Source organism: Bdellovibrio sp. BCCA, assembly GCF_037996825.1.
In the GTDB taxonomy this organism is placed as follows: domain Bacteria; phylum Bdellovibrionota; class Bdellovibrionia; order Bdellovibrionales; family Bdellovibrionaceae; genus Bdellovibrio.
Window position 1 is genome coordinate 614763 of record NZ_JBBNAC010000001.1, and the last position, 21724, is coordinate 636486.

Sequence of the window (21724 nt, forward strand, 5' to 3'; positions counted from 1 at the left end):
AGACTTTTTCCAGACAGCTAAGGAGAACTTCATGAGCTTAACACGCGTAACTTCAGTCGAAAGGTCCTGCCTTCAAGAAACATACGGACGAAAGTCTTTGTTGTTCTTTGTGGGAGGTCTGATTTTGTTAGCAGCTTTTGCCACTCCTGTTTTTGCCGCGGATGAAGACACGACCTTGGTCGATGATAAGTATTCTTTGAAAGCCGACCGCGAAGCTCTGGAAGCTCTTCGTAAAAACATTCCTCCTGAAAGACAAAAAGAGAACGACGAAAAAGCCTTCATGGATCAAATGATGTCAGATCTTTCGCGCAACCCTTCCGAAGTGCGCAGCAAGTTTTCAAGCATCATGAACAAGAAGCGAGAGCTTTTTAACAAAGACATGAATAAAGCGCGCGAGCAGTTTTCAAAAGTCCAAAAGAAAGAGCGCGAAGACTTCACCAAAGCACAAGCTGAAACCCGCAAAGATTTTGCTAAGAAAAAATCTAGTTCAGACGAACGCAAAGAGTTCTTTGAAGATATCGAAGCGAAAAGAAAAGACTTTTACGCCGATCAAAAAGAAAAACGCGATGAATTTGAAGCGGATATGCGCGATAAACGAAAAAACTTTGAAGACTACACACGCGCAAAAACCGATGAATTCAACCAGCTTCACCGCGATTACACAAAACGCTTTGAAGAAAACAAAAAAGCTCAAGCGGACTTAAAAAAACAAGCGGAAGAAAAACGTAAAAACATGCAAAAGAATCTGGATCAAGAATACGAAGTGATCCGTAAGAAAGATCCGACGGTTTTAGAGCCGAATACGATTGGTGAATAACTTAGATCGAAACTATGTTCTTCAATCTGGTATTTTGTGGTTACCTTTGATTTTTATGGGTTAGTAAAATAGTAAATTGTTAAATATAAACGCAGAGACAGTTGCGCGTTTTTCCGCCATCCGTGAGCAAGCTGTTTCCCGCTCTTCCTGAGCGGGAAAGGAAAACACACGTATAGCTTAAGTCCGAGTTCCATTTCCATCTTTGATTGCCAATAATCCCCAGCGCTGAGCTGCGTGAAGATTGTGGGCTCGACACAGCACTCTTAAGTTTCCTGAGGTATCCAATCCACCAACGGCCAATGGTATAAGGTGATCGATCTGAAGTTGATAAGTACTTTCGCATTTCTTTCCGCTTTGAGGATGCGTATATTCACAACGTTGATTCGCTTTTTTCAAGAGCGCTCTTTTTAGAGTGACTTTGAGATTCTTTCTTTTTCGCTGAGCCAAGAAACTGTGCGTTGAGGTTAAGGACCCAGTAATCCCTAGTAAAGCATCCGAATGGTTCGACAGCTTTAGTTCACGAATGTCGGCGTTATTAAAATTTTTAGTTTCTGACTTTTCCAATTCGTTAGCTTCAATGATTCGTTTAGGCGGTTTTATCCTTTGGTTCGATATTTTTCCCATTTCTTTCTGAATATGCTTTTCGGCCAGCAGGGTAATTAGCTCTGCCCAATTTCCATCCGGTAAAACATGAGACAACAAATCTTTAGCCTGTTGCAGAGTTTTCATTTGGTCTTCTGTGAAAGTTATCTCCAGACGAACACTATTATCTTGTTGAGGTTTGATCACTTCGTGAATTTGTATCGGCAGGTTAAATTCCTGAGCCAAATACTTTTGAGTTTCAAAGCTGGACTTGTTTTGAATCTCTTCTAAAATTTGAGTTGTTTGGTGAATATCAACTTTATTGCCAAGTTTGATTTCCTGCTTAATACACTTTTGAACTTGGGTGAGCTGAGTCAAATTCAATGAACCTTCTTCGAGCTTTTCCGCGACTGTCGGCACTTGTTTTAATACTCGAGCGGCCTGCAATCTGCGATAGGCACTATCTTCGCCATAACCTAAGTGCTTCGTGAGGTATTTAAACATAGAATCAAACCCTAGCTCGGCATAAAGCCTCCGAGCTTCTACTTCGTTGATGTGGCATAAAATCAAGTGTGTGATTTTCCTTTCCGTTCTGACGAGTTTTTCCAAACGAACTAACAATTCAGAATTAGTAACTTTTGAAAGATCCATAATTGCTCCCACATTGCAAATCTAGTTTAGGTAGATTTCTTTTCGGAAAAAGTTGTATCACAGGTTTTAAATTTCCATTTTTGCGGTTTTTTGAAAGAACGAACTAAATTAGCAGAGAGTCTTCGGTAAGCTGTTAATGCTCATAAACATTCCGTGGTACAGACAAAATATTCAAAGTGAGATCCACCGTGTGTTTCGCATAATCGTTTATCCTCACGCATTTAAAAAAGTACGAAATACCGTCAAGCATTTTCTGCATTCAATGATTATGAATTTAAAATAAATATTCTTTCCCGCTCAGGAGGAGCGGGAAACGGCTAGCACATGGATGGCGGAAGACCGTGCAATTGTCTCTGCTGGATTAACGCCAAGTTTCTTGAAAGCGCGAATTTCAAATTTTATAAAATAGATTTCACCTTTCACACAATGTGAGGCTCAAGATAAATTTTTTTCTTAATTTTAAAGACTATTAGTTTGAAACAATATTCCCCTGAACGGAAATAAAGACTTTGTAACCGCCATTGGTTTTTGCGGAAAGTTTATTGGTGTAATTTCCTGTCGCACTTTCTACTGTGTAGCCATTAGATGTCGGTGAACCTTGCGAAGAACCGGACACGAATCCTGTGAGTTGACCTTTTTGCAGTTTCATTTCGGGTGGTTTGACTTCTCCAACCAGTTGTTCCAACGACGCTTCCATAGAGCAACCCATAAGGCTGCTGCCAATTAAAGCGATCATCAGTGCTTTGCTGAAAAGTCCCATAACGTCTCCGGTATGAAGAACTTATCGGAATATCGTGAACGACTCTAAAGTCTCAGAATGAAACAGAGCCTAGCTGGGACGCTTGAAAACTTCTTTATGAATTTCCATCGTGATTGCAAAAAGTTTATTTTCGATAATCGGAATAAGGGGAGTGAACTCGATACCAAAAGTTTGAATGACCTTATTGCCGTCATCGACTTTGATATGACGGACAACACCTTGCACTTCAATCGGCGGACGTTTCGCAATAATCAAGTGACCCGTGACTTGGTCACCCACTTTCATCAAGGGATTGTCCATGCGATACACCACACGACACCCTTGGCTGCTTAAGTCCGCGAGCTGTCCTGTGATTTTTTGGGCTTGTCCATTCACTAAAATAATATTGTAAAACGCGTGATAACCGTCAGGAATGCGCACGCGATAATTTTGACGACGTTGCAGGTGATACAACTCTTTAGGAATGGGAATGGCAACGCGGCCATGGTGAATCTGAGCTTTAGTTTGAAAGTAATATTTTTCTCCGCCTAAAAAGAAATGACCCAAGTATTCTTCTTGAGATTTCAAAGTCGTTGAAGATTCAAACACGCACTCTAAGCTTTGTGATTTTGAGTTGTAAGAGGAGACACGCAGTTTACAAACGGCATCTTCTTGGCCTTTGCAAAGAAGTTCGCCTTTGGCTTGTGCCAAATCCTGCCACAGCTTGATTTTTTCTTCGTCTCGGCTAATCAGGGCGAAGATGTCTTTATCCATACCGTGACCTCGTGCTTGTTGTGATGCAGATGTTGTATCCGAGCATTTTCCATCGACTGAAACTTTTTAAGTGTCGCAAAGTCCGTCTTACCTTGGAATTTTATCGTGCAAACGAAGTTTGAGCAAAGTCCTGAACTCTGCCACATCTGCACCAGCTCAAAAAGTTTTTCTGGATAACAGATGATATCGGAATAAAACCAATCAATGGCCCCAATGTCCTCGGGTTTCACCGTGAAGGCATTAGTCTTCATAAAATGAATGCGGGGGAGTTTAGCAATGTGCGGCTCTAGGGGAGCACGATCAATGCTCACGACCTCACATCCCATTTTTTGCAATACCCACGTCCATCCTCCAGGACAGCTTCCGAAGTCGACAACTCTTTGCCCGGCCTCAGGACGAATGCCATAGACTGTAAAAAGCTCCCACAGTTTCAGGTAAGCGCGCGAAGGAGGATTCTTTTTGTCTTCATGGAACTGCACTTCTCCCAAAGGAAAAGGCGAGTTGGTTTTGCTGGAGGCAATCAAAGTATTTTTATCAATCAAAGTCCAAGCGCCCAGATTGTCTTCAGGAAGAGGTCCTAAAAACTCCATCACACGGGGTTTGAGCTTAGGAAGTTGATCTTGAATCAGCTGCGCGCGACGATGATTTTCAAAAGTGTAGGGCGCCCAGAGTTTTCCGAGACCCTTTAAAGCTTTTGCGGCTTGGCTGATAGATTCAAAAGAAATGATTTCGGGGTTAAGCCAAATATTTTGGGCCCATACAGAGTTCTGCAAGGGCCCATCAGTAAGAACCAGGCTTCCATGAACGGACTTCACATTTTTAAGTTCTTCAAGAAGCTCTGGTAGAAATTGTTCAGTTGCAAGATAAGCGATCACGCTGCCTTAGTTGCCACAGCTGGCGTAAGAAGTCCACGGTTGTTCCAGGTTGTCATGCAATCGGCCCAGAACTTTTCTTTCAGCTTCACCTCTGCCGGTCCCATTTTTACTTTTGGGAAGTCTTGCTTATCGAAATGCTCAGTGAATTGAGTCTCGTTGCAAGCGCGCACGACTTTCAACATCAAGTTGAAATGAGCTTCAGTGAAAGGTTTGTTATCTACGAGCATTTTTCTGAGCCCGCCCTCTGGTGTGTGAAGTAAGAAGTTGTAGAGGTTCGGTACATCATATTGTTGACTCATTTTGATACTCCCTTTTTTGGTGACATAAACATTATCGGTTAGACCGAAAGAGTTCTTAAACACCGTTTTCCGACCAACGTCCTAAGTGTGGCTGAACAATAATTTTTCAGTTTTTCAGACTTTACCTTCTTCCAGAAAAAGTCGGGGAAAAATGGTCCAGGTAAAGTCCAGTTGATCTTAAGTCTTAAGACCTACCTCCGATCTGGGAGGTATGAAAACACAAACAAACAAAACTAACATCCTGATGGCCTTCGTAGCAGCAACACTTTTTTCAAGCGCGACTTTGGCAATGTCCAAGCGCCCGGTGAATGACGGAGGCAGCTCGACTCCAGCGCCGAAGCCTCCAACAACAACTCCTCCGGTGACAACTCCACCAGCACCACGTGAACCGGCGGCAATTTCTGATTCCATCACGCCAGTTGGTTTTGATGCTTTCAACGAAGTGGCTTACCCAGTAGGAAACATCGTTGATACGACTTACAAACAATACCGCGAACTTTTGCCGCAAAGAAATGCGCAAGAGTCTTACCGCACTGACAACTGTGATGCGAATCTTGATAAGAACGATCGCTTTGCAGACCGCATCGCTTACGCTGTTGAATTAAAAATGCAGCCGTCAAAAGCGCAATTAGGTTATGTCGCTTCCTACTTTGCTTTGAATAAAGATGTGAACACGTATTTGCCAAACAGTTTGATTTCGCATCCTCTTTGTAACGTCACAAGTGATACGCTGAATACAACACTGAACGGTAAAAACGTTCCTTCCGCAGCGACAATCAAAAAAGCCAATGAGTTTGCCAACAAGATGAATGCCTATCGTCGCGAAGCTCTTTCTGGCAGCAGAGAAGGTTACGTGAAAGCTTCAAAGCTTTGGTCAAAATACATGATGTGCTTGTCGTACATGGAATCACTGACGACGGCGGATTCTGCAAAAGCGCAACGCGTGGCTGAGAAATATGCTCCATCAGGTTATCGTCGTCCAGCTGGTGTAAACTTCTATGAAGACCCAGCGCAACCACCAGAGTCGCGTTTAAATATCGGTCTTTTCCAATTCACTCCGGATGCGGGCGGAAATATCCAAGCATGTATTCGTGAGTGGAATATCCTTTATCCAAAATGCGGTATCTCACAAACGGCAAGTCAGTCTGAAATGATTCGCGTATTGGGAAGCTCTTTGCAAACGTTCAATGCTTTCTGTGCGGCGGCGAAAGTCACGGGCATGTTTGCCGTGCAAGTGAATGCTCAAAAAGCGTATAACACGCATCCTTATAACGTGAATGCCAACGGTACATTGAAAGCGCCAGCAGAGCGTTGCGTGAGCCCGCACATGGCAGTCGGTCGCTCGTACAATCACTTTGCACCTTTCCAAAACGGTTCTGGTTTTACGTTGGATAATATCTTGAGCTGTACACTTAATGGCGAGTACTAAGATTTAAATCGAAAATGAAAAGCAAAAGGCCCTTCATCGAAGGGCCTTTTTTTATTTTTCGCCAATTTTGTGAATGCTTTTAATTATTCTTTCCATGAAGTTATTCAATGTGTGTTTTTCACCTTCGTTGAATGCGGACCAGAAGTGACTGATGCGCTCATGGTAAAGAGGCACGATCTCATTGCAAAGACGCTCGCCTTTTTCTGTTAAACGAATCACAAAAGAACGACCGTCTTTTTCGTGAGTCATTCTTTTTACCAACTCGGCCTTTTCCAAACTGTTGATCAGTCCCGAAATCGTCGCCTGCGTGACGCCTACTTTTTGCGCCAATTCAGAAGGCATCAAACCTCCTGGAGTCTTCTGCAACAACATCATCAAAGTGAAGCGTCCTGAAGACAGGCTAAAGCGCGAGAAGAAACTATCGAGATTGATTTCCAGATCCGTTGTGACTTTTCTCAACAAAATGTGTGAGTACAAAGTGAGGTGATCTAACTCAGGATACAGAAGGGCTGCATTCTCTTGGAGTTCTTCACGAGTTGGAATCTCGGTAAAGAAGAGCTTCGCCATACTTACTCCAATCTTAATTAGGGTTCCAGATTAAGTACTGAAGTAGCTTAAGTGAGGGGCCCAATAGAGTGCAAGAAAAAGGACGCAGCTTTAGCGATAAAAAACATGTATGAGAGAATATCGCAAATTGTGGAATGAATGTGTCATCAAGATTCAGTCAAAGAATGAATTTCAGAGCAAAAAAAAAGACCTCTTTCATCAAATTGAAAATCAATTGAAAGAGGTCTTTAAAAATTTCAGTCGCGATTACTCAAGAGTGTACAAAACAACTTTCACAGAGTCTTTCGGCATAACTGCTTTTTCCAAGCAAGCGCGAGACGCTTCGAAAGTTGAAGGATTTTGTGCACCAGAGAAAGTGATTAAAAGAACACCGTTCATTGTCTCACCAACAACAGAGCATTTGTCGTCGATCAATTTGATCACGCGACCTTTGCTCACTGGAAGTTCTCCGTCAGTTGTGTATTTGATACCGCAAGAGAAAAAGCTTTTTGGCTTTGTTGTATCTTCCACTTTGCCAAGGCAAGTGTTGTAAAGGTCTGTGATTTCTCTTTCAACAGCGATCACGTTACCCACTTTGCGATCCGCAGCGTGAACAGTGAAAGCCATCAACATTGTAGCTAGAACAAAAAATAGTTTCATAAATCCTCCGTTATTAGACCCGTTTAGCCTTTCACCTTTTCAGCGAAGCTCAAGCCTTTAGGCAGCGTGTCTACAAAGAAAGTTAGGCCAGCCTGTTACGCCATTTTCCGGAAACACTAAGGGTTTAACTTGTCTTTAATTTTATCAATACCCGCTTGAGCACAGACTTCATCAAGAGGTCCGCCCGGCGCACCGCCCACGCCAATGGCGCCAATAACTGCGTTTCCAGAGCGAATGGGAAGTCCGCCGCCCAAAAGCAAGAAGCCATCAATCTGTCCGAGGTTTTGTGCCGTGGGATTTGTTTGCGAAGTCGCAAGCATTGCTGACGTCGCATTTTTTGCGGAGGCCGAAGTATAAGCTTTGCGTCGGCTTGCATCGATGGTGTGGGGGCCAGCACCGTCCGCACGCACAGAGACTTTCACATCACCGGCAAAATCCACCACTGTGGCTGTGACCTGATAACCCGAACGCAAACAGTTTTCCACTGCTGCATCGGCCGCCATCTGTGCAAGTTCCAAAGAAATATTTTTTTGAGTCAGAACTCCCGCTGCAAAAGAGTTCAAAGCAAAAAGAGAGGAAACAGCGAAAACAGATAAGTGCTTCATAAAATCTCCTTCAAAGTGGAGAAAGCATAAAGCGAGGCACTTCGTTAAAGCAAGCGCCCGTGTATTTAAACAGGATCAGGAATTGTCATGATCAGCGCGCGGTCTTTCAACACAACCATCGTATGCTCAAACTGAGCAGTTCTATGATTTTTTCCGGCAACCAATGTCCAATTGTCAGGCTCCTCATCGACAAAGCGAGCGCCTGTCGAAACAAAAGGCTCAATCGTGATGACTTGTCCTTCTTTGAGTTTGCGGTTGTCATTTTTGTCGTAATAACCGGCAATAAATTTTGGTTCTTCGTGAAGTCCGCGACCCACACCGTGACTTCCTAAGTTTTCAATCACAGTGTAACCATTTGCATGGGCCACTTTTTCGATGTTGTAACCAATGACGTTGATAAGCTCTTTGGCTTTCACTGCCGCAATCGCCGCATCCAAGGCCTGTCGAGTGACGTCGAGCAAGCGTTGATAGTCTTTGTTCACCGGAGGAACAATAAAAGATCCTCCGTTATCAGCATAATAACCACCAAGTTCTGCCGACACGTCGATATTGATCAAGTCCCCTTTTTGAATCACTTTGTCTGACGGCACACCGTGCGCGACTTCGTGATTAAGACTGATGCAATTATAGCCTGGAAAATTATAAGTGAGTTTCGGTCCGGAACGGGCGCCGTGCATTTCTAAAAACTTGCCACCCAGTTCATCAAGCTCGCGCGTTGTCATGCCGGGCTCCATTTTTCGAGCCATGTACTGCAAACAGTTCGCGACAACTTTGCCAATCTTTTTTAGACCTTCTAAGTCTGCTTCCGTCTTTACGATCATAGACGCTGGTTATACACTTAAAAGCATGCAAAAATCCACTGCTCCCACATTTATCTTTAAGAAACAGAGCGCTCGGAAACTTTTACCGGCTGTTTCACCTTCGGATAACAAAGCATCACGTGGACGAAGCCTGCTTTTAGCGGGAAGTGCTGAGTATCCGGGCGCGGGGATTCTTGCCGCCAAAGCCGCGCAAAGAATGGGGAGCGGGTATGTAACACTCGCACAGAAAAATATTCCGGCAGCATTGTTAGAAAATCCGGATTTTTTATTGTGCGACCTCAACAAAAAATCCTGGAGGGACGTGCCAAGTGATGCCGTTTTGATCGGTCCCGGTTTTGGGGTGAATGATTTTACGGCGTCCGTGATTCAGGAACTTAAAGAGAAAAAAATCGAGCGCGTGGTTTTAGATGCTGACGCTCTGACAGTGTGTGCAAAGAAAAATCTTTTTCCACTTTTGCCGACGTGGATTGTGACGCCTCATTCAGGAGAACTGGCTCGTTGCTTAAAAATCTCTTCAGAAGAAATTCAAAAAGACCGTGTGGCGGCTATCGAAAAAGCGCAGGCTCTTTTTCAGTGTGTGGTTTTGTTGAAAGGTCACGGCACCTTGATCGCTAATCAAAAAAGAATTTATAAAATCGCTTCCGGAAACTCGGCTCTGGCTAAGGCGGGAACCGGGGATGTTTTGGCGGGGGTTATCACGGCTTTAAGGGCGCAAGGCTTATCCCCCATGCGGGCCGCTCTTTTGGGAGCCTATGTGCATGGCGCGACGGCCAATCTGTGGAAAGCAAATAAACGCGATCTCCTGTCGATGACGGCCTCGGATGTCCTGGATTACCTCCCTAAGGTGCTCTTTATTCTTCGACGCGGGGCTTGAAAAAACTACTAAGTAGGCCTACTGACCCAACCTTGACTTTCTTTTTTGTAAGGGGACAGGTACAAACTCCCGAAACCAGGGAGATATTCATGAAGCTTTTGATCGCGGCTCTTGTATGTGTGACTTCTTCAGTCTACGCACAGACATCTTCAACCACAACTCAACAATCGACAACGACTGTGGGTGATGTTCTTAAAAATAAAAAGTTTGAAGAGGATAAAGAAATCACAGACTCCAAACTTAAAGCTGATTCAGGTTCTCTTTCTCGTTACTCATTAAAGTTCTCTCTTTCTTATTTCGGTCCTCCAGTAGGCGATCTTTCTAATGAAATGCAACCAAACCCAGACGGTTCTGTCGGAACTTATGAAACGGCTTTGGGTGGTTCGATTGGTTTCCGTTATCGCTTCGATACAAAAAGTGCGTTGTCTTTGGGAACGGGTGTGAACGCTGTAACACCGATTCAAGGTGTGAAACGTTATGACGTTAAAAATCCGTTTCTGTCTTACGATCGCAATGCTCGTCTTGGTGATGTGCAAATGCGTAACAGCTTTGGTGTGACTGCAGTTACAAATCCAGCTTATCGCGATATCGGTGAGTATGCGGGTCTAAACTACGACAACTCTTTGGTTTACAACATCGGCGCTTCTGGTTTTGCCGTCGGTTTGGATTCTTCTTTGAGCTACTACTTGTTTGAGCGCGGTATTAAACCGAAAAGCAGAAAAGAAGCAGCAGCAGGTCGTTATAGCTTGGGCTTTTACCCACAAGTGAAGTACAACTTCACGGACAAGTTCAATGCTTACACGTCACTAGCTATCAACTTTAATAATCCACGTGGCACTGAAGATCACACAGTTTTGTGGAACAGAACTTTAAGCCAACGCCTGGGCTTCGGATATGCTTTCAGCCGCGATATTTATTTCGCACCTTATTTCAATTTCTATCCTAAGAGCTTCACAGCAGATTCAACAACTGTGAATCTTTCGACGACATTCTCGATCTTGTAGAGCGTGTACTACAGCGGTCCCAAATTTTAGGCAGTAGTGTTTAAGATTTGGGACTTTTTGGCTCGGCTATTTCTGCTAAATATTTACAATAATAATTGAATCAAAGCCGCCAACCAAACGTTGGCCATCTTGGCGTATCCTTGAGTATTAGGATGTGCTTGATCGGCGCAGAAATCCTGCGAGTTCACCGCGTTCGACAAGGCACTGTTCATATCCACAACATAAACAGCCCGTCCCAGCGCTTGCTTTTGCGCGACGACAAGACCAATTGAATTATTATAGTCGGCAACGTAGGCGTTGTACTGCTGATAGACAGGCATCGGGACAATCTTCGCCACCACAATTTTAGCTTGAGGTGCATCGGCGTGAAGTTGATCTAACAGTGAACTCAGGCGGCCAGGGGTGTTTTGTAAATCGTAGTTCTGGAAAAAATCGTTCGTTCCGATATGCAGAAGGATCACGTCGGGTTGAGTAGTGCGTACCCAGCCGTATTGCTGAACGCCAGCCAAGATGTCACTGATCTTCCATCCTGAGTGTCCTTCATGAGACTTTTGAAGAAGATCTGAGGGCCCTGCTGACCCGCTACCTACAAAATTGAATTTGAAACCACGATTGGTCAGGTGGTGATAAAGAAAATATCTGTACCCACCATTTGCACCCAACCTTGTAGCTTCGCTGGTGTCTTCGTAACCAAGAGTGATGGAGTCACCTAGAGCCATAATTTTGTGAATGCGCCCTAACTGAGTCGTGCCGCTGACTACAGCGGACGAAGGATTAAGAATCACTCCCAGGATCGTATCTGCTGAGTGATCCAATCCGGCCTTGGCTTGACCAGAGTTCACACTTTGATTCACGGCCGCTGCCAAGTGAATTCGGTGTGTACCCGCAGGCAAATTGAGCGAAGCCGCAGGATAAAGAGCGATGTGTGTTTCACCGCCCGAAGCCGGCCAGGCTCCGACAGAAGCACTTTGATAAGTTCCATTAAAACCGATGACGGAAGACGCAGTTTCATACTGACTGCCACAACGGTTTGTCGTGGTAGGCAGAGAGGCCTCCATTTGACCATACACAAGGGCATTCTTTGTTTCTGTCGTCGTGATATTCGCGGCGACGACATCTTGGGCTGCTGTTGTCAGAGCAAAAGGCGTTTCCACGCCGAACTTGGATCGCACATCACGAAAGTAGCTTGCAGTGATAAGACTCGAACCCGGACAGTCGGGATCTTCCACCCATACTTCAAGTTGCGCTCCTGGTTGAATAATCAACGAACCATGAGTGCAATTCAAGCTTGTGTATTGATGAACCTGCATGCGCACGGTTTTGGAGTTTGCATTGAGCATTCCATACGAAAGAATCTGCTGTGACTGCAATGACTGTGCAGGACAAATCGTTTGTCCTGCACCTCCTCCGATTCGCTGTGAAAACGATGTGTCTCCTGTGGAGCCAAAACCCGCCCATGAGTGTACACCCAATAAGGGATCACCTGCAGAAGCAAAGTTGAAGATATTAAACGTAGCTCTGGCAAACGCACGTCCGTTGGCGGGAACTTGTACATCGAAAAGGACTACGTCATTGCTACCGTTAGAGCATTGAAGCGGAATAGCGTTGGTCTGTGTATAGATAAATTTTTTAAGTGGGTTGCAAGTTTTATTATTTGTTGGAGGAACCTGGGAAAGATCATCATCCTTTGGAGATAGGGTCTTTACTTCCAAAGGCTGTAGACCACCGCAGTTCTGGAATAATAGAATTATAAGGAAAATGAAAATAAACGCGACTGAGCGTCTGAAATATCTCAACATCCCCTCCGCCAGAATACGGTGTCTTAACACTTTTCGGAGACATTTAAGGTGAGCTAAAGAGGTGTGGTGGTCCGCTTCGTGCGCACCCCCTAAATTTCATTTGGATGCGCGGATTCTTGCTTATGATCTCTATGTGAACAGACGTCTACTCGCAAGAGTTCATGGCCTTTGGGTTTTCCGCTTGGACGGCGGTTTTGCAGCTCTCTGGCAGGCTTTCTTTGCGCATCAATGCGACTTGGATCGCACGGTAAAGAGTGGCGGAGTGAACATCCGTAGGATCTTGATTTTTAAGGCTTGGCAGGGCGTCGGTTGAAGCAAGAAGACAACCAAAGTTCCCTTGTTTTTTGCCTAGCGTGTTTTGCAAACCAACACTTACTTTCGAAGCGATGACATCCGCAAAGTCTTCTTCAATATATTTTGTCGCACCTTGCTTGTCCGCGAGACACGCTTTTTGTGAACCGTAAGCATTGCTGTATTTAGAAATCAAATGTCCGAATTCGTGAGCAAGGATGGAAGCTCCGTAAGCTGGGGCTTTAACCGAGATCCAACTTACTTTAATACCTTTATCAAGAGTGTTGGTTGCATCGGAAATACCAAGATCTACGATCTCATCACAAGTCTTATCGTCTACGGTATAGATCAAAGAAAAAATCGTTCCTAAGACGATCAAAGATGAGCTGTCCATTTTTTTAAAGTTCTCTTGTTCTTGGCGCGCATCTTCTGCACTGTCCTTAACTGTTTTCGACCAACGAGCGGCGATCGCTTTTGCATCTTGAGGCATATACAGAGGAGCTTTTTGCACGACTTTATAAGCTGGATCTTGCTGACTTAGAACTTGCAATACTTGAGCGCGCACTTTTTCCGATGTCTCTTTAAAAGAGCCGATCTCGCTAGTTTGCGGATACAGATTGATAGCTCTATAGAAATTCTTTTCGCAGATTCCAGCAAGATCTTTAGATTTTTCAATGCGAGCTAAAAGTGTGTCACGAATCTTAGATTGGAAAAAGATCGCCTTGATGCTTTCTTGACTTAGCGGAAGGGAGTCCGTCAAAGCGGTGTCTCTGATAACCAAAACATCAAGCATACGAAGCGCCAACGCGTTATTGATCATGCGCATGAGATCATCGTTATCAACTCCTTCGCCTTTTTGAATTCGGGTCAAAGAAGCTTTCTCAAGATCAATAATACGAGCCTTCATGACATCATTGATTTTGTTTTCAAGGTCCAAAATCTTTTGCACTTCAAGACCTGCAGCCTGAAGCGTGGAAACACCAGGGTAAAGAGTGTCGAAATATCCTTGAGGGCCTTTCACGCGGCTTAACGAATAAGCCTTCATAAAGTCGTAAGAAGAAATTTTGTTGCGGAAATTTTCATGAATTTGAGTGTTCAGTTGATTGGACGTTACTACCAAAAGCATGGCTTTAACCATGCGTTGTTGAGCTTCCGAAAGATTGGCGTTTTTAAATTCGCCTTCGTGCTGAGATAAAAGATCCGCGAAGAGTTGAGTGGAGGCTTTCTTTTTTTCGATCATTTGCAAAGTAGGAGCGGAAATATAATCAGCGTAGTATTTCTTTTGTTCCTCTGTGGCCGTAGTCGCAAGTTGAATCATTGTGGGATACGACAGCTCGCTATTTGCAACACAAAGATCCGCGTAGCATAGCTGGCTTGGCGAATAGGAGGCACGGCGGCTCTGTTCTTCAGGTGACAAAGGCTTCCCTGGTGACGGCGCTGTCTGCTGCACCTTCTTAGGAGCTTGCACAGAGCTTTTATCAGAGCTGTCCGTCTTACAAGCAACAAGGCTCAAAACTGAAGCACAGATTCCAAGTGTCATCACCGCGCGAGACCATCTCATTTTGAGACCTCCGATAAAAGTTCAACAGGCGTTCATCTTTTGGTCGATGAACTGCAACGGAATGATCGCTAAGGATCAATTCCTCGGTTGATTTGACAAAAAGCAAAGGGCACACCAAGGGAATTAACGAAATCGTTTATTTTGCGGCTGAGCGGCTTGGTTTGCGAGGAGGGCCTTACTCGAAATAAATCCTTCTGCACGGGTTCCCATAACAACAATCCTTAGGAGGGATTTATGAAAACAGTAGTTTTGGTTTTAGCTTTATTGGGTGTCGCAGGGGTGGCTTCGGCGGCTTGTAAAGAAGGGCGCAGAAGTATCATCACCGTTCGCGATAGCAACGATCATTCACGCACCGAAGTTCGTACCTGCGTAAATGGTTCGTACATGACTCCTGAAGAAAGAGCGAAGTACATCCACAATCCGCGCACGACGTGTGTGGAAGGATCAAAAGGTTGGGTGACGTTGTATGACGATAACGATCATTCTTATACCGAAATGCGTATTTGTAGAAACGGCTCTTACATGACGGATGAAGAAAGAGCCGCCTATGTTCGTGTTCCAAAGAATCGTTGTAAAGAAGGGTCTCGCCGTATTGAGGCTGTTCATGACACTGTAAATGATCACACAGTGAACGTTTCTAAAGTTTGCCGCAACGGCAAATGGGTGGATGCGGGAAATTGATTCTCGAAAAATCCACCAAGCGAGAAGGTTCTTGTGGCGGACCTTCTCGCTTCTTTATTTCCTCTTCATTACGTCCTTTAAATTTGTATTCGTAAAGTTCTGTCATTAGAAAAAACGCATGTCACAGACGACGGATCTAAGACTTGAGCGTAGTGAAATCTTAATGTCACGAATTCGTGAAGTCTGTTTGCTTATGGGTATTCGTCAGAAAGATCTTGCCCAGAGTCTGCAGCTGAAGCCAAGTCAGATGAATTTATATTTTAACGGCAAAGTAGAAATGAGAGTCGAGCGTCTGCTCCCACTGCTTGAAATTCTCGGCGTCGATGTTGAGCTCCAGCTTGAAGAAAAAATCAAAGAACTGGGAGGAGAACTTCGGTCTTTTCAGGAAACCGAAAACAAAGTGCTCGCGAAAATAGGACGCTTGGATGACTACAAAAGACAGTCTTTACTCAGAATCATTCATATTCTGGGATCAAAATAAATCGAGGGCCACTGACGGAGATCTCGGTGCCGAAGACTTTCTGGAGAAAGTAAAGGCCGACATCCGTCAGAACTACCAGTTCGCTCTTTTTAGCATTCTGCCAGGATTGGCTTCTGATCTGAATACTTTAAAAAAGCTTTCAAAAAAATTGGGAATTGATCCGGTGACCGCTAATGATTTTTCGTATCGTCTTTTGCGTGCGGGATTATGGACCGCAACCGAAGATCGCATTGAAACAAATTTTGAATTTTTAAACCTGGGTGATATTTCCGTGAAAGACTATCTGGCGATGACTGTGAGTATTATCTCTCATCTTTCAGATTCAAAGTCTTATGAATATGACACCTTGTCCGTGGTGACCAACAGAGGACTGATTCGCAATTTTATTGTGAAGGTAAATCAGGCTTTAAAAGAGCTTCATGAAAAATCTCACGAGGCGCGCGTCGTTAAGGACTGTCTTTTTTCATGGAGCCACACAGGTGTCATCGAACTTGAACACAATTCTCAAAAGGACAACGAACAATGAAGCTATTGATTTTGTTTTTTATACTTATTTCCCTAAACTCATACGCACAAAGTGTGGGAGGAGGAGGCTCTGGCGGCGGCGGTCTGCGCGGAGATCGCAACGCCGAATATATTTACAACCCCCACATCCGCTGCAAGGAAGGTCGTCGTGAAATTTGGACAATGGAAGATTCGAGTGGTGATAGATCTAGGGCTGTCACGGTTGTTTGTAAGAACGGGAAGTGGATTCCATTTAAGCCGAAGCCGATAAAAATTCGCTGGCCCTGGTGGTAAGCGTTTTCAAAAAAGAAAAAACCAGAATCCCTTGTGATTCTGGTTTTATTAATCACCAATATTTAAATTGATATCTGGGTTATGGTGGCCCCGTCTCCCTGTGTAGATCCAATTCACGAATCTCCGTTGATAAAACAAGTTCGTGACGTACTACTTTTGAATTCGCCATTCAAGGCTCCTTTCATTCAAGGTAGTAAGCTTATCGGCTGGACCTTGGGATAGTTGAGGGTGTTTTTGCAAATATTTCGAAAAAAATGGCGCCGTCCAAGATTGGAACGAGGTCAGTCAAATTACATTCACAGTTTTTGTTCTCTCTTAGAGGAGCCATAAATTGTTCTTCTAGCTGTGACATCTTTCTATCTTACCGAAATAACTTTGCTCTTCTTTAAATGCTTAAAAAATGACATTTGGTGTTGAGACAAAATAGGTCTCTGCTTTTGAGACATTCAGGAACAATTGTTGTCACAGTTGCCCGCGGGGCCAAGCCTGGCGCGGGAAAAAAGCGAAGTGATCTTGGGAGTTTGAATTTTTTCCCCGCTCACGCGGAGATCTTTTGGCATCTTCCTTGGAATAACCCCAATCGCTGCCGCATTCACAATATAGGGGAAAGAGTGCGGTAACAATTAACCAATACAAGGGGGAAAATCATGAAAGTACAATTAACCACAGCCGTTCTAGCAGCATTGTTTTGCGCACAAACAGTGAGAGCAGAAGGCGCACCTTGGCTTAAGGTAGATGGCCAAGCGAATTTCGACGTTACTGGTAGCTCTTCAGAAGATTATGAAAGAACTCTTCGCGTGCAAGATGCGGAAATCAAGTTCGAACTCTTGGTTCGTGAAGGTATCAAGCTCGTTGTAAAAACAGAGCTTGAGCAAAAACTAAATAAAGCCACGATGGATGATAAATTTGATATCGGCAAATTCTTAGAAGAAGCCTATATCCAAATCGAGACAGACAAGATTTCAGGTTTGCCTCGCGCCATCATCACAGCCGGTAAACACCAAATGGCCTTTGGTCAAAATTACCATGAATTGCCAATGTTCAAAGATTCTCTTTTATACAACCTTTCTAAGCAAGATGAAGTGATTGGTTTCACTGTCGAGCTTCCAATGAACTTCTTTAAGATTGTCGACTCTGTCGCGATCTCTATGTTTGAAGCGGGTGCTGGAGACCTAAAAATCTCTGATGAAAAGGGCGCTTCCATCCGTCTGAGCAAAGAGTTGACGAGCCAACTTTCTGCACAGATTTCAGGAATGATGAAAGAAAATCAAGGCACTGACGTTAAAGAAAAACGCGGCAGCATTGGCTTTGTTTTCAAATCTCAAGACGGTTCTTGGAAAGTTTGGGCTGAGGGACTCGTGATCGTTGATAATCCCGTCTACACAGACACGACTGTGGGTGGACAAATCGGTGGATCTTACAAAGTAGGTCCGGGCGCGATCGTTGTTGAGTATCAATATCTTGATAAGCAAGCGCACGAAGTGGCTGTAGCTTACAATCTTCCTGTCGGCAGATGGTTGGTGTTAAGCCCAGAGATCCGTCACCGTATGGACCGCACTGGTTCCGGCACTGACGACACTGTTGTAGGAATCCGTGCACGTCTTCAAGCACATCAAGAAGTTCGTCACAATTTGCTCACTGGTAAGAAAAATTAATTGGATCTGATCCTGGGGCGCTTTTCGGAGGGGGAAGCGCCCCTCTTATTTTGAGGGGAAATTTTTATGAAAAAGGTTTTTTTGATTCTTGCGATGATTATGGTTTCTCAAGCGGCTTCGGCTCGCACATCCGCTTTGCAACGTATTCTTTTCGAACTTGGTTTTATCGAAGATCCTTACATTCAAATTTGCCCTGAAGATACAAAGATCGATTACAAAGCGACAGAAGCTGAATTGTGGGCGAGTGCCCGCAAAGCGGAAGCGGGTTATAACAAATGCAAACCTGCTGAATACTACAGAAGTCTTTATGTGAATTATCCCAGCAGCTATCGCGAAGCTTTTCGCCGCTACATTGAGACTTTTCTGAATGCGCAAGATTTTATCATGGCGATGAACGAAGCTAACATGTACATCACAAACTGGAGAGGCATGAATGACTCCGAATACATTCATTTGCTTTTATTGCGTGCGGTGGATGGAGAGATCAAACAATCTTGGCGCGATAAAAACCGTCAAATGGAATTTGTAGCCTTCAGTTTAGGGGCGGCTTTAGCGCAAACCGAAGATGCGCCTTTTTTGATGAATCTTCAGTACCGTGCTTTTTTAGATAAGTATCCTCAATCACCTTGGAAGAATGAAGTTTTAGGAATGCTCAATGACTCGCGCCAAATGTACGGAAAAAATGTTTTAAATGAAGCGCGCATGTTTATCTTAAAACGCGATTACCCAACGGCCTTTCAAAAGTACAATGTGATTCTAAAGTGGGGTCCGGCCGTCGGAGTTTTTGAAGAAGCTCTGTACGAAATGATTCAATATCACTTTGAACTATCCTGGCTTCTGACGAATAAATCTCTTTTGAGTGATTTTAGTTTAAATCAGTTTTTAAAACGGGATTTTGCGACAGTCAGTACTATGGAAGAACGTAAAGAACTTTCTGAACAGACACGTCAGCAAGCTCGCAACTACGTGGAGCAAATGAAAGCCAATCTGCCGAACAGTCCTTGGACGGCCAAAGCGCTCAAACTTGAAAGTGCTTATCCTATTTTATGACCCCGCGAAATCTCTCTAAGAGATTCAGCACCATCAAATACGTGAGTCCCCAAAGCGGGGGCTCGCGATCCAAATAGACAGCAGGCAGTTGAGCAATGCCTGATTCGCGTTTTACTTCATACTGAGTTTGTCTTTGCGGATCTTTGATATGTTTTATTGGAATCCAAAAAAAATCGGCGACCTCAGCAGCATCCAGCGTGATGCCAAAATCCCGTTGCACGTGAAACACAAAAGGACGAATGTAAAAATCCAAAAGCGTTCCCGCTTTACGGGCTTGAATATCATCTAGACGTCCTAAAAGTTCGGATCGATTTAATTCAACACCCACTTCTTCTCTCGTTTCCCTGAGGGCGGCGTCGAGGTCCGTTTTATCTATGTCTTCTCTTTTTCCGCCAGGGAAGGCTATTTGGCCGGACCAGCGGTCTTCGGGATTAAAGGCTCTTTGTATAAAAGCAATTTCTAGGTTATCCAGAGTTTCACCTTTTAGAATCACCGAAACACAAGCGTGCCTTGATAGGCGCGACTGCAAGTCAAGGGGGGATGGATTCTCTAAAAGCGAAGAAAGTAAATTTCTCAAGCGTTTGTCCTCTTTGCTTAGAATATCATGACTTTCAAAAGGAGCCGTAATTTTCATCTTGTTTTCAATGACACGCAGGAGCAGTCTAGACTCTGGACAAGGAGCTAAGAGTTCGAGAAAAGGAAGTCACTTTTAGGAGGTTCAAATGAAGGCTCTTTTTGTTATTTTCGTTGTTTTAGCTGGGTCTGTTTCTTTCGCAGCACCGGAGTGTACAAAAGAAGCAAAAGACAAATGGATGTCAGAAGCCAAAATGAAGGAGATGATTCTTTCTCAAGGCTACAAAATAAAAATCTTTAAAATCGCTGGCAATTGTTACGAAATTTACGGCTGGGATAAAGAAGGCAAAAAAGTTGAGATCTATTATAATCCGGTTGACGGCTCTGTGGTAAAAGAAAATAAAAAATAGTTTCATCAAAGGGACCAGAAGAATGAAGGATGAAAAAAGAATCTACGTTTGGGATCTTTTTGTTCGAATATTTCATTGGGTTCTGGTCCTTTGCATTTTCTTAAATTTTTTTGTTACCGAAGAAGGTGAAAAACCTCACGCCGTTATCGGCTATATTGCCACCGCTTTTGTGATTCTTCGTTTTATCTGGGGATTTTTCGGCAGCTATTACGCACGGTTCAGCACGTGGCTCGCAAGTCCTGGTACCGTCTTTCGTTATCTTCGCAATTTTAAATCACGACGCGTGTATATGTCCCACAACCCGATTGCGGGATGGATGATGATCTTTCTTATGCTTTGTGTGATTGGTTTGGGGCTCACAGGTTTTATGATGGGAACGGATCGTTTCTTTGGTGAAGAGTGGGTTGAAAAACTTCACGGTACCATCGCTGATGTTATGATGGCTGCCGTTTTTGTTCACGTCTTAGGCGCTTTATATGAAAGCTACCACGAGAAGCAAAATCTCGTGGCAGGCATGATTCACGGTTATAAAAAAGATCGTACAAATTAACGGCAAGAACGGCGAGACACTGTCTCTGAATTTTCGCTGCAGCTCACGATGCGGCAGTTGTCGTAACGGTATTGGCAACGGTCGATGGCTTCGCGTTCTGTGTAGTAGCGAGATTCTCCGCGAGCTTCCATTGTCATTTTGTATCCGCGATAATCAACACCCTCTGCTTGGCATGTGAAGTATTTTGATTCACAAGTTTCAATACAGTTTCCGTGTTTCGCTAAACACTCACGACAATCTCTGTGTGCACCCCAGTGTTCTTCCCAACCAGTATCATGTGCTGTGCACGTAACTTGAGGACGGCCGCCGCCACGGCCATCGCCTGGACGAGGATCAGGGCGAATCCAATCAAGAATTCCTGCGTATGTGTTGAAAGAAAAAAGTGTGATCAAAAGAATGGTGGTTAGTGATTTCATTGTTTCCCTCCTAATTGGTAACAAGAAGGAACAATACAAAGACGATGCCAATGGATGAGGAGTCAAAATGACTCCGACTCAAAAATTTTTTATCACGCCGAGTTAGACAAGATAAAAGAGAATGCAGAAATACTGACAGATACTTCCGCCCATCACGAACAAATGCCAAATGCCATGAAAGTGTCGGACTTTTTCGTCATACAAAAAGAAACCGATGCCTCCTGTATATAACAATCCACCCAATGCTAGCCAAACAACTCCTGCTGTTGGCAGCGCCGCCGTTAGAGGTTTCATCGCCACGACGACAAGCCATCCCATCAAGACATAAATAATCATCGAAGGAATGCGTGTGCGATGAGCCATGGTCAGCTCATAAATAATTCCGATCAATGCCAGCGACCAATTAATTCCAAAGAGCCACCAGCCCCAAGGTCCTCGCAGTGTGATTAACGTAAATGGCGTGTACGTGCCTGCGATCAAAAGATAAATCGCGATGTGATCTAATTTTTGCAGAACTTTTTTCGCGCGCCCTTGTAGGCTGTGGTACAAAGTCGAGATCGTATAAAGTAGAACAAGCATGCCACCATAAACACTGGTCCCGACGATTTTCCAAACGTCACCGTGAATGGTCGCCATCGTTACTAATACTGAAGTGCCAGCCACAGAAAGAGCTGCGCCGATGAGATGAGTAATGCTGTTAAAACGTTCTCCGTGATAGATAACGACCTCCTCGCGCCTTGCATCTGACTTTTTGATATTATCACAAAGCCGTGAAGGTACGAG

Annotated in this window: 26 protein-coding genes; 12 read left to right on the forward strand and 14 right to left on the reverse strand. The window is 44.2% G+C overall.

Annotated features, from left to right (window positions below; translation table 11 throughout):
- Nucleotides 1–31 precede the first annotated feature (31 nt).
- Nucleotides 32–817 (forward strand): hypothetical protein, encoded by a 786-nt coding sequence (locus AAAA78_RS03085; protein WP_340590245.1) that lies wholly within the window; start codon nucleotides 32–34, stop codon nucleotides 815–817.
- A 177-nt stretch (nucleotides 818–994) separates the two neighbouring features.
- Here the strand turns inward: AAAA78_RS03085 and AAAA78_RS03090 are convergent, their stop codons facing one another.
- The 5 genes from AAAA78_RS03090 to AAAA78_RS03110 form a co-directional block, all read right to left on the reverse strand.
- The gene (locus AAAA78_RS03090; RefSeq protein WP_340590246.1) at nucleotides 995–2050 is read right to left on the reverse strand and encodes an HNH endonuclease; all 1056 of its coding nucleotides are present in this window, start codon (nucleotides 2048–2050) and stop codon (nucleotides 995–997) included.
- A 469-nt stretch (nucleotides 2051–2519) separates the two neighbouring features.
- Nucleotides 2520–2810: a hypothetical protein gene (locus tag AAAA78_RS03095; RefSeq protein WP_340590247.1), complete on the reverse strand. Its 291-nt coding sequence runs from the start codon at nucleotides 2808–2810 to the stop codon at nucleotides 2520–2522.
- 69 nt (nucleotides 2811–2879) lie between these two features.
- On the reverse strand, nucleotides 2880–3563 hold the full coding sequence (locus tag AAAA78_RS03100) for a flagellar brake protein (RefSeq protein ID WP_340590248.1): 684 nt from the start codon (nucleotides 3561–3563) through the stop codon (nucleotides 2880–2882).
- Entirely contained in the window at nucleotides 3539–4438 is a 900-nt protein-coding gene (locus AAAA78_RS03105) for an SAM-dependent methyltransferase (RefSeq protein ID WP_340590249.1), read from the reverse strand. The genes AAAA78_RS03100 and AAAA78_RS03105 overlap by 25 nt, the downstream gene beginning before the upstream one ends.
- Nucleotides 4435–4737 (reverse strand): hypothetical protein, encoded by a 303-nt coding sequence (locus AAAA78_RS03110; protein ID WP_295901339.1) that lies wholly within the window; start codon nucleotides 4735–4737, stop codon nucleotides 4435–4437. The genes AAAA78_RS03105 and AAAA78_RS03110 overlap by 4 nt, the downstream gene beginning before the upstream one ends.
- Nucleotides 4738–4948: 211 nt before the next feature.
- Here AAAA78_RS03110 and AAAA78_RS03115 point away from each other — a divergent pair, with 211 nt between their 5' ends.
- Nucleotides 4949–6166, forward strand: a complete 1218-nt coding sequence (locus tag AAAA78_RS03115) for a hypothetical protein (RefSeq protein ID WP_340590250.1) — start codon at nucleotides 4949–4951, stop codon at nucleotides 6164–6166.
- Between the two features lie 51 nt (nucleotides 6167–6217).
- On the opposite strand, the gene AAAA78_RS03120 is transcribed toward AAAA78_RS03115, so the two are convergent.
- From AAAA78_RS03120 to map, 4 genes are all read right to left on the reverse strand, one after another.
- Nucleotides 6218–6733 (reverse strand): MarR family winged helix-turn-helix transcriptional regulator, encoded by a 516-nt coding sequence (locus tag AAAA78_RS03120; RefSeq protein ID WP_340590251.1) that lies wholly within the window; start codon nucleotides 6731–6733, stop codon nucleotides 6218–6220.
- 246 nt (nucleotides 6734–6979) lie between these two features.
- Nucleotides 6980–7372 carry a hypothetical protein gene (locus tag AAAA78_RS03125; RefSeq protein WP_340590252.1) on the reverse strand — a complete coding sequence of 131 codons (393 nt, stop codon included), beginning with the start codon at nucleotides 7370–7372 and terminating at the stop codon, nucleotides 6980–6982.
- Between the two features lie 116 nt (nucleotides 7373–7488).
- Nucleotides 7489–7977: a GlcG/HbpS family heme-binding protein gene (locus AAAA78_RS03130; RefSeq protein ID WP_340590253.1), complete on the reverse strand. Its 489-nt coding sequence runs from the start codon at nucleotides 7975–7977 to the stop codon at nucleotides 7489–7491.
- Nucleotides 7978–8042: 65 nt separating this feature from the next.
- Nucleotides 8043–8798 (reverse strand): type I methionyl aminopeptidase, encoded by a 756-nt coding sequence (gene map / locus AAAA78_RS03135; protein ID WP_340590254.1) that lies wholly within the window; start codon nucleotides 8796–8798, stop codon nucleotides 8043–8045.
- Nucleotides 8799–8823: 25 nt separating this feature from the next.
- Here map and AAAA78_RS03140 point away from each other — a divergent pair, with 25 nt between their 5' ends.
- Together AAAA78_RS03140 and AAAA78_RS03145 are read left to right on the forward strand one after the other, a co-directional pair.
- Nucleotides 8824–9672, forward strand: coding sequence for an NAD(P)H-hydrate dehydratase (locus tag AAAA78_RS03140; RefSeq protein ID WP_340590255.1), 849 nt, complete (start codon nucleotides 8824–8826; stop codon nucleotides 9670–9672).
- Between the two features lie 89 nt (nucleotides 9673–9761).
- On the forward strand, nucleotides 9762–10676 hold the full coding sequence (locus AAAA78_RS03145; protein WP_340590256.1) for a hypothetical protein: 915 nt from the start codon (nucleotides 9762–9764) through the stop codon (nucleotides 10674–10676).
- 83 nt (nucleotides 10677–10759) lie between these two features.
- Here the strand turns inward: AAAA78_RS03145 and AAAA78_RS03150 are convergent, their stop codons facing one another.
- Both AAAA78_RS03150 and AAAA78_RS03155 read right to left on the reverse strand, forming a co-directional pair.
- On the reverse strand, nucleotides 10760–12388 hold the full coding sequence (locus AAAA78_RS03150; protein WP_340590257.1) for an SGNH/GDSL hydrolase family protein: 1629 nt from the start codon (nucleotides 12386–12388) through the stop codon (nucleotides 10760–10762).
- Between the two features lie 232 nt (nucleotides 12389–12620).
- Nucleotides 12621–14327: a hypothetical protein gene (locus tag AAAA78_RS03155; protein ID WP_340590258.1), complete on the reverse strand. Its 1707-nt coding sequence runs from the start codon at nucleotides 14325–14327 to the stop codon at nucleotides 12621–12623.
- Between the two features lie 234 nt (nucleotides 14328–14561).
- Between AAAA78_RS03155 and AAAA78_RS03160 the strand changes: the two genes are divergently transcribed.
- The 6 genes from AAAA78_RS03160 to AAAA78_RS03185 all read left to right on the forward strand — a co-directional run bounded on the left by AAAA78_RS03160 (nucleotide 14562) and on the right by AAAA78_RS03185 (nucleotide 18992).
- Nucleotides 14562–15008, forward strand: coding sequence for a hypothetical protein (locus AAAA78_RS03160; protein ID WP_295905691.1), 447 nt, complete (start codon nucleotides 14562–14564; stop codon nucleotides 15006–15008).
- 118 nt (nucleotides 15009–15126) lie between these two features.
- Nucleotides 15127–15489, forward strand: coding sequence for a helix-turn-helix domain-containing protein (locus AAAA78_RS03165; protein WP_340590259.1), 363 nt, complete (start codon nucleotides 15127–15129; stop codon nucleotides 15487–15489).
- Entirely contained in the window at nucleotides 15434–16015 is a 582-nt protein-coding gene (locus AAAA78_RS03170) for a hypothetical protein (protein ID WP_340590260.1), read from the forward strand. Before AAAA78_RS03165 ends, AAAA78_RS03170 begins: the two co-directional genes overlap by 56 nt.
- Nucleotides 16012–16287 (forward strand): hypothetical protein, encoded by a 276-nt coding sequence (locus AAAA78_RS03175; protein WP_340590261.1) that lies wholly within the window; start codon nucleotides 16012–16014, stop codon nucleotides 16285–16287. The genes AAAA78_RS03170 and AAAA78_RS03175 overlap by 4 nt, the downstream gene beginning before the upstream one ends.
- A 647-nt stretch (nucleotides 16288–16934) precedes the next feature.
- Nucleotides 16935–17942, forward strand: coding sequence for a hypothetical protein (locus AAAA78_RS03180; protein WP_340590262.1), 1008 nt, complete (start codon nucleotides 16935–16937; stop codon nucleotides 17940–17942).
- Nucleotides 17943–18008: 66 nt separating this feature from the next.
- Nucleotides 18009–18992: a hypothetical protein gene (locus tag AAAA78_RS03185; protein WP_340590263.1), complete on the forward strand. Its 984-nt coding sequence runs from the start codon at nucleotides 18009–18011 to the stop codon at nucleotides 18990–18992.
- Here AAAA78_RS03185 and AAAA78_RS03190 read toward each other — a convergent pair.
- Nucleotides 18982–19626: an NUDIX hydrolase gene (locus tag AAAA78_RS03190; RefSeq protein ID WP_445291972.1), complete on the reverse strand. Its 645-nt coding sequence runs from the start codon at nucleotides 19624–19626 to the stop codon at nucleotides 18982–18984. The two genes, AAAA78_RS03185 and AAAA78_RS03190, sit on opposite strands and share 11 nt — an antisense overlap.
- 88 nt (nucleotides 19627–19714) lie before the next feature.
- On the opposite strand from AAAA78_RS03190, the gene AAAA78_RS03195 reads away from it, so the two are divergent.
- A complete protein-coding gene (locus AAAA78_RS03195; RefSeq protein WP_340590265.1) occupies nucleotides 19715–19975 on the forward strand; it encodes a PepSY domain-containing protein in 261 nt (86 codons plus the stop codon).
- Between the two features lie 22 nt (nucleotides 19976–19997).
- Nucleotides 19998–20525 (forward strand): cytochrome b/b6 domain-containing protein, encoded by a 528-nt coding sequence (locus tag AAAA78_RS03200; protein ID WP_340590266.1) that lies wholly within the window; start codon nucleotides 19998–20000, stop codon nucleotides 20523–20525.
- On the opposite strand, the gene AAAA78_RS03205 is transcribed toward AAAA78_RS03200, so the two are convergent.
- Together AAAA78_RS03205 and trhA are read right to left on the reverse strand one after the other, a co-directional pair.
- Nucleotides 20522–20941, reverse strand: coding sequence for a hypothetical protein (locus AAAA78_RS03205; RefSeq protein ID WP_340590267.1), 420 nt, complete (start codon nucleotides 20939–20941; stop codon nucleotides 20522–20524). The two genes, AAAA78_RS03200 and AAAA78_RS03205, sit on opposite strands and share 4 nt — an antisense overlap.
- Before the next feature lie 102 nt (nucleotides 20942–21043).
- Nucleotides 21044–21661 (reverse strand): PAQR family membrane homeostasis protein TrhA, encoded by a 618-nt coding sequence (gene trhA / locus AAAA78_RS03210; RefSeq protein ID WP_445291992.1) that lies wholly within the window; start codon nucleotides 21659–21661, stop codon nucleotides 21044–21046.
- Nucleotides 21662–21724 lie beyond the last annotated feature (63 nt).

Excerpts from the sequence above, each read along its gene's own strand:
- AAAA78_RS03095 (WP_340590247.1), bottom strand. The coding sequence starts at position 2,810 with ATGGGACTTTTCAGCAAAGCACTGATGATCGCTTTAATTGGCAGCAGC.
- AAAA78_RS03170 (WP_340590260.1), top strand. The coding sequence starts at position 15,434 with ATGACTACAAAAGACAGTCTTTACTCAGAATCATTCATATTCTGGGAT.
- AAAA78_RS03205 (WP_340590267.1), bottom strand. The coding sequence starts at position 20,941 with ATGAAATCACTAACCACCATTCTTTTGATCACACTTTTTTCTTTCAAC.
- AAAA78_RS03185 (WP_340590263.1), top strand. The coding sequence starts at position 18,009 with ATGAAAAAGGTTTTTTTGATTCTTGCGATGATTATGGTTTCTCAAGCG.
- AAAA78_RS03155 (WP_340590258.1), bottom strand. The coding sequence starts at position 14,327 with ATGAGATGGTCTCGCGCGGTGATGACACTTGGAATCTGTGCTTCAGTT.
- AAAA78_RS03165 (WP_340590259.1), top strand. The coding sequence starts at position 15,127 with ATGTCACAGACGACGGATCTAAGACTTGAGCGTAGTGAAATCTTAATG.
- AAAA78_RS03145 (WP_340590256.1), top strand. The coding sequence starts at position 9,762 with ATGAAGCTTTTGATCGCGGCTCTTGTATGTGTGACTTCTTCAGTCTAC.
- AAAA78_RS03110 (WP_295901339.1), bottom strand. The coding sequence starts at position 4,737 with ATGAGTCAACAATATGATGTACCGAACCTCTACAACTTCTTACTTCAC.
- AAAA78_RS03160 (WP_295905691.1), top strand. The coding sequence starts at position 14,562 with ATGAAAACAGTAGTTTTGGTTTTAGCTTTATTGGGTGTCGCAGGGGTG.
- AAAA78_RS03125 (WP_340590252.1), bottom strand. The coding sequence starts at position 7,372 with ATGAAACTATTTTTTGTTCTAGCTACAATGTTGATGGCTTTCACTGTT.
- AAAA78_RS03175 (WP_340590261.1), top strand. The coding sequence starts at position 16,012 with ATGAAGCTATTGATTTTGTTTTTTATACTTATTTCCCTAAACTCATAC.
- AAAA78_RS03090 (WP_340590246.1), bottom strand. The coding sequence starts at position 2,050 with ATGGATCTTTCAAAAGTTACTAATTCTGAATTGTTAGTTCGTTTGGAA.
- AAAA78_RS03085 (WP_340590245.1), top strand. The coding sequence starts at position 32 with ATGAGCTTAACACGCGTAACTTCAGTCGAAAGGTCCTGCCTTCAAGAA.
- AAAA78_RS03120 (WP_340590251.1), bottom strand. The coding sequence starts at position 6,733 with ATGGCGAAGCTCTTCTTTACCGAGATTCCAACTCGTGAAGAACTCCAA.
- AAAA78_RS03200 (WP_340590266.1), top strand. The coding sequence starts at position 19,998 with ATGAAGGATGAAAAAAGAATCTACGTTTGGGATCTTTTTGTTCGAATA.
- AAAA78_RS03180 (WP_340590262.1), top strand. The coding sequence starts at position 16,935 with ATGAAAGTACAATTAACCACAGCCGTTCTAGCAGCATTGTTTTGCGCA.
- AAAA78_RS03130 (WP_340590253.1), bottom strand. The coding sequence starts at position 7,977 with ATGAAGCACTTATCTGTTTTCGCTGTTTCCTCTCTTTTTGCTTTGAAC.
- AAAA78_RS03115 (WP_340590250.1), top strand. The coding sequence starts at position 4,949 with ATGAAAACACAAACAAACAAAACTAACATCCTGATGGCCTTCGTAGCA.
- AAAA78_RS03140 (WP_340590255.1), top strand. The coding sequence starts at position 8,824 with ATGCAAAAATCCACTGCTCCCACATTTATCTTTAAGAAACAGAGCGCT.
- AAAA78_RS03195 (WP_340590265.1), top strand. The coding sequence starts at position 19,715 with ATGAAGGCTCTTTTTGTTATTTTCGTTGTTTTAGCTGGGTCTGTTTCT.
- map (WP_340590254.1), bottom strand. The coding sequence starts at position 8,798 with ATGATCGTAAAGACGGAAGCAGACTTAGAAGGTCTAAAAAAGATTGGC.
- AAAA78_RS03190 (WP_445291972.1), bottom strand. The coding sequence starts at position 19,626 with ATGAAAATTACGGCTCCTTTTGAAAGTCATGATATTCTAAGCAAAGAG.
- AAAA78_RS03100 (WP_340590248.1), bottom strand. The coding sequence starts at position 3,563 with ATGGATAAAGACATCTTCGCCCTGATTAGCCGAGACGAAGAAAAAATC.